Origin of the sequence: Streptomyces panacea (genome assembly GCF_040560175.1) — a bacterium.
Taxonomy (GTDB): domain Bacteria; phylum Actinomycetota; class Actinomycetes; order Streptomycetales; family Streptomycetaceae; genus Streptomyces; species Streptomyces panacea.
Map to the genome: position 1 here is coordinate 1 of NZ_JARJHW010000259.1, position 8,153 is coordinate 8,153.

At 75.6% G+C, this 8,153-nt stretch carries 5 protein-coding genes; 4 read left to right on the plus strand and 1 reads right to left on the minus strand.

From position 1 onward, the window contains the following. Positions 1-913 (plus strand): FHA domain-containing protein (locus tag P3L51_RS33650; RefSeq protein ID WP_354609147.1); only part of this gene is annotated, 913 nt, incomplete at its 5' end. Between the two features lie 9 nt (positions 914-922). Here the strand turns inward: P3L51_RS33650 and P3L51_RS33655 are convergent. Next, positions 923-1,948, minus strand: a complete 1,026-nt coding sequence (locus P3L51_RS33655) for a methyltransferase domain-containing protein (protein WP_354609148.1) — start codon at positions 1,946-1,948, stop codon at positions 923-925. Positions 1,949-2,069: 121 nt separating this feature from the next. Between P3L51_RS33655 and P3L51_RS33660 the strand changes: the two genes are divergently transcribed. The 3 genes from P3L51_RS33660 to P3L51_RS33670 all read left to right on the plus strand — a co-directional run. Next, positions 2,070-2,468: a globin gene (locus P3L51_RS33660; RefSeq protein WP_354609149.1), complete on the plus strand. Its 399-nt coding sequence runs from the start codon at positions 2,070-2,072 to the stop codon at positions 2,466-2,468. A gap of 192 nt (positions 2,469-2,660) precedes the next feature. Continuing rightward, positions 2,661-6,068 (plus strand): ABC transporter permease, encoded by a 3,408-nt coding sequence (locus P3L51_RS33665; protein WP_354609150.1) that lies wholly within the window; start codon positions 2,661-2,663, stop codon positions 6,066-6,068. Position 6,069: 1 nt separating this feature from the next. Beyond that, on the plus strand, positions 6,070-8,153 hold a 2,084-nt coding region (locus tag P3L51_RS33670; RefSeq protein ID WP_354609151.1), incomplete at its 3' end, for an ABC transporter permease.

An 8,153-nucleotide genomic window follows, 5' to 3' on the forward strand; every position in this document is an offset into this window, starting at 1 on the left:
GACAGGGCCGGGCGGGCCCCCGCCCCCCGGACTGAACCTGCCGCCGGGCTTCCAGGCCCAGCAGTCGCCGCCCCGGATGCCGGATCCGTACGACTACCAGGGCTCGCGCCCCTCCCAGCTGAACCGGCCCGCCGAGCCGCTGGCTCCGGACCAGCAGGGTCCCCCGGGCGGGTTCGGCCCGCAGGGCGGACCTCCCGGGCCGCCCGGCCACCCCGGGCCTCCTGGACCGCCCGGACCGCACGCGCCTCCCGGACCGCACGGTCAGCAGGGACCGCCGCCGCCCCCGCCGTACCAGCAGCAGGGCCCGCCGTCGCCGCCCTCGTTCCAGCAGTCGGGGCCGCCGGCCCCGCCGCAGCAGACCGGTGGCGACGACTGGGTGCTGCCGCCGCCCTCGCACGCGCAGGCGCCCGCGCCTCCGCAGCAGTTCCAGCAGGGACCGCCGCCGCAGCAACACCAGCAGCAGCACGACCCGATGCAGCAACAGCCGCCGCATCAGTACCAGCCGCCCGGCAACTGGACCGCGGTCGTCGCACCGGACCGTGACTACTTCATGGCGATGATGCAGCGCAGCGGCCCCGAGGCGACGGGCCTCAACCTGCCCGCGTACTCACCGGAACAGCACCTTCCGATGACCGGGAACCAGATCACCATCGGCCGCAGGCGCCACTCCACCGGCGAGTCCCCCGATGTCGACCTGTCCGTCCCGCCGGAGGACCCGGGCGTCTCGCACCAGCACGCGGTCCTGGTCCAGCAGCCCGACGGCAGCTGGGCGGTGGTCGATCAGAACTCCACCAACGGCACGACGCTGAACGGCGCCGAGGACCCGATCCAGCCCTATGTCCCCGTCCCGCTCAAGGACGGCGACCGGGTGCACGTCGGCGCCTGGACGACGATCACGATCCGCCGGGGCTGAGAGCGGCGATCACGATCCGCCGGGGCCGAGCGACCAGACGTACGGCCCCGAGGGATCGTCCAGCCAGGCCCACTGCCGGTCCGGGCCGACCGTGATGCCGAACCTCTCCCGCTGCGGGCGCCCCTCGCGCTCCCAGAGGGAGAGGGCCTCGTGCGGGTCCAGGCTGCCCGCCGTCAGCGAGAGCATGAAGCGGAAGAGATCGTTCTCCAGTGCGCGCCGGGGCAGCCCGCCGATCCGCTGGAGGACGGGCAGTCCGGGCACCTCCACACCGCCGCGCAGCGGGACGAAGAATGCCGACGTGTGCAGGAAGTGCCCTTCCGCGTAACGGCCGTGGGGGTCGTCGCCGATGTCCAGCGCGATCAGCCCGGTCGCCAGCGGCGCCAGGATCCGCGCCCCGTCCGCGCACTGCGCGAGCCAGCCGGACGGCACCGCGGGCAACGTGCAGGTCGCGATGATCCGGTCGAACGGCGCCCGCCGCCGGCAGCCGATCGCGCCGTCGCCGGTGACGACCGCGGGCCGGTATCCGGCGGTCGCGAGATGCGTACGGGCGGACTCCGTGATCTCCGGATCCAGATCGATGGTCGTCACGCGCTCGTCGCCCAGCCGGTGCGAGAGCAGCCCCGCGTTGTAGCCGGTGCCCGCGCCGATCTCCAGGACGGTGTGCCCGTCGCGTACGTCCAGCTCCGCGAGCATCCGGGCCATCAGGGAGGGCTGGCTGCTGGAGGAGATCAGTTCGCCGTCCCGTACGCGGGTGGCCAGCGCCCCGTCCGCGTACGCGCCGCGCAGCCAGCGCAGCCGTCCGACCGGGTCGGGGTCGTCGCACCACAGCCGGTCGTGGCCGCCGAGTCCGCTGACGAAGTAGTACGGGACGAAAAGATGGCGCGGCACCTCCTCGAACGCCGCGCGCCAGGCCGGGTCGTCCAGCGTCCCCTCGTCCGCCATGCCCCGCACCATGGCGGCACGCGCCTCGGCGGCGACGCCGGCTTCGTCGTCGCCCGGCCCGTACGCCTCGTGGTGCTCGCGATGAACGCCCATGACTCCACTGTCCTGTGTCACGGGCGCGGAAGCGAGCAGTCCCGGCTGCCGGACCGCGGGTAACCGGATTCCGGACCCGATCGGACGGGTCCTGGGCCCGTGCGTCTGAGACCATGGAAGGGTGAACGAGATTCCGCGCGGCACGCTTTCGGAGCAGACCTTCTACGAGCAGGTCGGCGGCGAGGAGACCTTCCGGCGCCTGGTGCACCGGTTCTACCAGGGCGTCGCCGAGGATCCGCTGCTCAGGCCGATGTACCCGGAGGAGGATCTGGGCCCGGCCGAGGAGCGGTTCACGCTGTTCCTGATCCAGTACTGGGGCGGTCCGCGCACGTACAGCGACAGCCGGGGCCATCCCCGGCTGCGGATGCGGCACGCGCCGTTCACCGTCGACCGGGCCGCGCACGACGCGTGGCTGCGGCACATGCGGGTGGCCATCGACGAGCTGGGGCTCTCCGAGGAGCACGAGACGCAGCTCTGGAACTACATGACGTACGCCGCCGCGTCGATGGTGAACAGCTGACCCCTCGCGCGCGGGCCCCGGTCGGCGCGGTCCCGGTCGGCGCGGCCCCGGAATGCGGACCTCCCGTTCCGGACAACGGTCACGATCCGATCAAAGTCCGCCCGTAAGCGGTTTCCCCGGACGCCTGCCCTCTGAAAGTATCCGAAGCTCCGGGGGCGGGCGAAGGATCGGCGACGGATCGGCGGGGGACGTGTGACGGGGTTCGTGTTGCTGCGCGTCCGCGCGCATCGGCTGCTGCTCGCCGCGGCACTCCTGGCCGTACTCCTGACCACCTCGGTGCTCTCCGCCCTCACCGCCTTCTCCGGCTCCGTCGGGGACGCCGCGCTCCGCCACACCCTCCAGGGCCGCGATGCCGCCGCCGCCGCGCTCATGATCACCGCGCAGGTCCCGGCGGGCGACCGGGAGGCGGCGAACGAGGCGGCGTCCGAGGTCGCGCGGGAGTCGTTCGACGGGCTGCCGGTCACCGTACGGAAGCTGGAGCGTTCGGGCTCGTACGCCCTCCCCCGCGCTCTTCAGCCGGCCGCCGCCCGCGAGGGCGATCCCGACCTCACGCACTTCGCGACGCTCGACCGCTCGCGCGTACGGCTGGTGGCGGGCGGCTGGCCGGCGGCCACCGGCGCCTCCGCCGCCGACCCCGTGCAGGCGGCGTTCCCCGAGGAGGCCGCAACCCGGCTCGGCCTGAAGGCCGGGACGCGGCTCACCCTCCTCGACCGGCTGGACGACGAACCCCTCACGATCCGCGTCACAGGCATCTACCGGCCGGCCGATCTCGCCGACCCGTACTGGAAGTTGGACACCGTCGGCGGCCAGGGCGTCCGGACGGTCACCTTCACCACCTACGGCCCGCTGCTCACGGACCCCGCCCAGTTCGACTCCGGGCGCCTCCGGGCGGGCGACCTGTCCTGGCTGGCCGCCGCCGACTTCCGTGACGTCACCACCGGCCGTATCGACGCGCTGCGCGCCGCCGCCGAGCGCGGGCCCAAGTCCCTCGCCGCGCGGCCGGTGTTCGCCGACGGAGTGACCGCGCGGACCACCCTGCCGAGCGTCCTGGACCGGACCGAACGCGCCCTGCTCGTCTCGCGCTCCACGCTGCTGATCGTCGCCGTCCAGCTCGTACTGCTCGCGGCCTGCGCCCTGTCGCTGGTCGCGCGGCTGCTGAGCACCGAGCGGACCGGGGAGAGTGATCTGCTGCGGGCGCGCGGCGGTTCACGGCGCCGGATCGCCTGGCTCGCCACCGTCGAGGCACTGCTGCTGGCGCTGCCCGCCGCGCTCTGCGCGCCGCTGCTCGCGGGGCCGCTGACCGGACTGCTCGCCAACCGCGGGCCGCTCACCGAGATCGGACTGCGGCTCGGTGACACCTCCACCGCCCAGGTGTGGCTGACCGGCGGCGGGGTCGCGCTGGCGTGCGCCGCCGCCGTCGTGGCGCCCGCCCTCGCCCCGGCCGGCCTGACCCGGCTGCGGCGCGGCAGGGCGAGGGCCCTGCCCGGTCCGGTGCGCGCGGGCGCCGACGTGGGACTGCTGGTGATCGCCGCCGTGGCGTACTGGCAGCTGGACCGGCGGACGGCCGCCTCGGGCGGCGCGCTCAGCGGTGACAGCCGGGGCGAGCTGGGCATCGATCCGCTGCTGGTCGCCGCCCCCGCGCTGGCGCTGCTCGCGGGCACCGTGCTGACCCTGCGCCTGCTGCCGCCCGTGGCGCGCCTCGCCGAACGGCGCGCGGCGAGCGGCGCGGGCCTGTCGTCGGCGCTGGCCGGCTGGCAGTTCAGCCGCCGGCCGCTGCGCGGCGCGGGTCCGGTGCTGCTGCTGGTGCCGGCCGTGGCGATGGGCATGCTGGCGATCGGGCAGAGCGCGTCGTGGGACCGTTCGCAGGAGGACCAGGCGGACTTCCGGACCGGCGCGTCGCTGCGGATACTGGCCAACCGGCCCGGTGATCCCGGGCAGGCGGGGATCTACGCCGCGCTGCCGGGGGTACTCGCGGCGGCCCCCGCACACCGCGCCACCTCCCAGCTGTCGACGGAGCGGAAGGCGACCGTCCTCGCGCTGGACACCGGCCGGGCCGACGAGCGGATGCTGCTGCGCGAGGACCTGTCGGGGGTGTCCGGCGACGACGGGGCGGCCCGGCTGCTCGACGCGGTGAAGCCGCCGAAGACGGCGCGACCGGGCGTCCCGCTGCCCGAGGACGCCCGCCGGCTCCGGATCACGCTGCGGCTCACCGACACCTCGGCGGCGAACGGGGTGTCGCCGTCCGGCAGCGCTCCGTTCGCCACGGTGACGGTCGAGGACCGGTACGGCATCGTCTACCGCCTGCTCGCGGGCGAGGTGCCCGTCGACGGCCGCCCGCACACCGTCACGCTCGATCTGACCGGCGCGGCGGACTCCGCGCACTCCGCGCGCGGCGCCGGGGCGGCGAGCACGCCGTTCACCCCGGCGCGGCCACTCACCCTGACCGGCCTGGAACTGGATTCGAGCGCCCCGCAGGGCAGGAGCGAGACCCACCGGCTCAGCGTCGACGCGCTCCGGTCCCTGGACGCCGACGGCGCCGAGCGACCGGTGGACGTCGCCGCGGACTTCGGCTGGCGGGCGACGCTCCTCGCGTCGCTGGACGGCCTGCCGGACCCTGACCGGCCGCTGAAGCCGGTGGTCTCGGCGGCGGCGCCGCTGGCTCTCTCGTACGAGACGGGGGTCGGCCCGCGGGACGGGGCCTACCTGGACCCGACGCGGCGCCTCAGCGTCCAGGTGGGCGTACCGCGCCCCGAGCCGCCCGCCGTGCTGACCGCGATAGCCACCGACAGCTTCCTGCGGGCCGCCGGGGCGAGGACCGGGCAGAACGTGGACGTCGAGATCGCGGGCGACCGGCTCCGCGTCAGGATCGTGCGCTCCGTCGCCCAACTGCCCACCACCGGTCCCGGCGCCCTGAGCGCGGGGGCCGCGGCCGAGACAGCCGACGGCGGGCGCACGGGCGACGGCGGCGGGCTCCTGATGGATCTGCGCGCCGTCAATCAGGTGCTCGTCGACCGGCGGGAGGCGCCGCTGGCCCCCACCGAGTGGTGGCTGAGCGCGGCACCCGGCCGCACGGCGGAGATCGCCGAGACGCTGCGCCAACGGTCGGATGTCGACCCGTCGCAGGTCATCGTGCGCGACGAGACGGCGGAGGAGCTGCTGAGCGATCCGCTGGGAGTCGGTCCGCAGTCCGCGCTGCTGGCCGCCGCGATCGCGGCGGCGGCGCTGGCGGCCGTCGGCTTCGCGGTGAGCGCGGTGGGGTCGCTCCGTGAACGGGCCGCCGAATTCGCACTGTTGCGGGCGCTGGGCACCTCGCGCCGACAGCTCGCCCGGCTGATCGCCACCGAACAGGGCCTGCTGCTCACGGTCGCACTCCTGGTCGGCCTCGCCCTCGGCGCCGTACTCACCAGGGCGGTCGTGCCCTTGGTCGTCCTGACGGGGCAGGCCACGCAGCCGGTGCCCGCCGTCCTGGTGGAGCTGCCCGCCGGCCAGGTCGTCGCGCTGCTGGCGGGGGTGTCCGCGGTTCCGCTGCTGCTGATCGCCTACCTCACCCTGCGCCGTACGGACCCGGCGCTCACGCTGCGCGAACGGGGAGGCAACTGAGATGGGCGTACCTTCGCCCGGCCGTCGTGACCGGTCCACGGTGCGGGCCGTCGCGCCCGGCCGCCCGGTGCGGGTCGTCGCCCCGTGGATACGGACGCGGCTGCGGACGGCGCCCGGGGCCGCCGCGGCGACGGCCGTGCTCGTCGTACTCACCGCCTACCTCGCCGCCGCGTTCCCCCGTTCCGTCGACGCCTACGAGACGAACGGCCTGCGCCACGACATCCGTACGGCCACGGCCACCGAGAGCGTGCTGGAGATCAGCGCGCCCGCCCCCGGCCTCGGCGTACCGCGGGCGGACCAGGAGGAGGCCCTGCGCGGCGCCCGGGTGGCGCAGACGCAGCGGAGGATCACGGCGAGTCTGCCCGCACCGGTGCGCGCCGACGAGGGCGGTTCGGCGTACGGCGTACGGACCTCCGAGCCGGTCGAGGGCACCGACGCCTGGCTGGCCGCGCCCGACCATCTGCCGCCGATGCTCACCCTCGCCGCGCAGGCCGGCCTCGACCGCCACTCCGCGCTCCGCGAGGGGCGGTTCCCGCGCGCCGACGGCACGGTGACGGAGCGCACCGGGGAGGTGGAGGCGGCGGTCACCGCCGAGACGGCGAAGTCGCTGCGGATCAAGGTCGGTTCGGTGGTGCACGTACCGGGTGTGGACCGGGACGAGCTGGGCGTACGGATCACCGGCATCGTCACGCCACGGGACCCGGAGAACAGCTACTGGGCCGTCGAGACCACGCTCGGCTCCCCCGCCCTCGTCGCCAAACCGACCAGAGACTGGCCGCCGCCCCGCTACTGGCGCGCCTCCCTCTTGCTGGCACCGGACGCCGCGCCCGCGCTGCTCGGCACCTCCGGCGAGCCCCAGATGTACTGGCGGATCGCCCCGGACGCCACGGCTCTCACCGCACGCGACGCGCCACGACTCGCCTCGCGCATCGCCTCCTTGGAGAACGGACCCGAGCTGACCGAACTGCGCGCCCCGACCTTCGTCGGGCCCTCCGCCGTGGTGGCGACGGGACTTGACGGGATCGTCGCCGGGCACCGTTCCATGCGCGCGGCCATCGCTCCGGTCGTCACCGTCGCGGCTCTGGGGATCGGGGCCGTGGCGGCCGTCGTGCTGGTGATGGCGGGCGGCCTCGTCGCCGCACGGCGGCAGGCCGAACTCGCCCTGTTGCGCTCCCGCGGCGGATCGCTGCTCGGGATCGGCGGCCGGCTCCTCGCGGAGACGGCGGTGATCGCCGTACCGGCGGCGGCTGTCGGCCTGCTGCTGGCCGTACTGACCGTCCCGGAGGCCCGGTTGGCGCCCGCCGTGGCAGCGGCGGGCGGCGCCGCCCTGCTGGCGTGTGCCGCGCCCCCGGTCCGGGCCGTCGTGGGGCACCGCGGGCCGGGGCAGCACGGGGGCCGCGAGGATCTTGTACGGGCCCGGCCCTCCCGCCGCCGCACGACGGCCGAGCTGACCCTGCTGGCGCTGGCGATCGGCGCGGTCGTCGCGCTGCGCCGTCGGGGCACGGGCGGGGCGGCCGACGCCACCGGCGACGGCGGGATCGGGGACGGCGGGATCGGGGACGTGGACTATCTGGTCAGCTCCGCACCGGTGCTGGTCGGGCTGATCGCCGCGCTGGTTCTCGTACGGCTCTATCCGCTGCCGCTGCGTCTCGTCGGCCGCCCCGCCGGTCGGCTGCGCGGCGCGGTCGGTTTCCTCTCGCTGGCCCGCGCGGGCCGCGCGTCGTCGTCGGGCGCGCTTCCGCTGCTCGCCCTGCTCGTCGCGCTGACGACGGCGGCCTTCGGCGGCTCGGTGCTCGCCGGGATCGACGGCGCCAGGGAGCGCGCCGCCCTGCTCGCGACGGGCGCCGACGCCCGGATCAGCGCCGCCGGCTCCGCGCCGGTGCTGCCCGACGGGCTGGCGGCGGCTGTTCGGGACAGCGTGGGGGTCGGGGAAGTGACCGCGGTCCGGGTCGAGTACGGCGTACCGCTCCCGCCCGACATCAGGGGCTTCCGGACGACGCTCGGCGTGACCATGATCGGCGTGGAGCCGCGGGCGTACGCGCGGCTGGCCCGGCAGACCGGGCTCGGGGCGTTCCCGGCCGACGC

Excerpts from the sequence above, each read along its gene's own strand:
- P3L51_RS33655 (WP_354609148.1), bottom strand. The coding sequence starts at position 1,948 with ATGGGCGTTCATCGCGAGCACCACGAGGCGTACGGGCCGGGCGACGAC.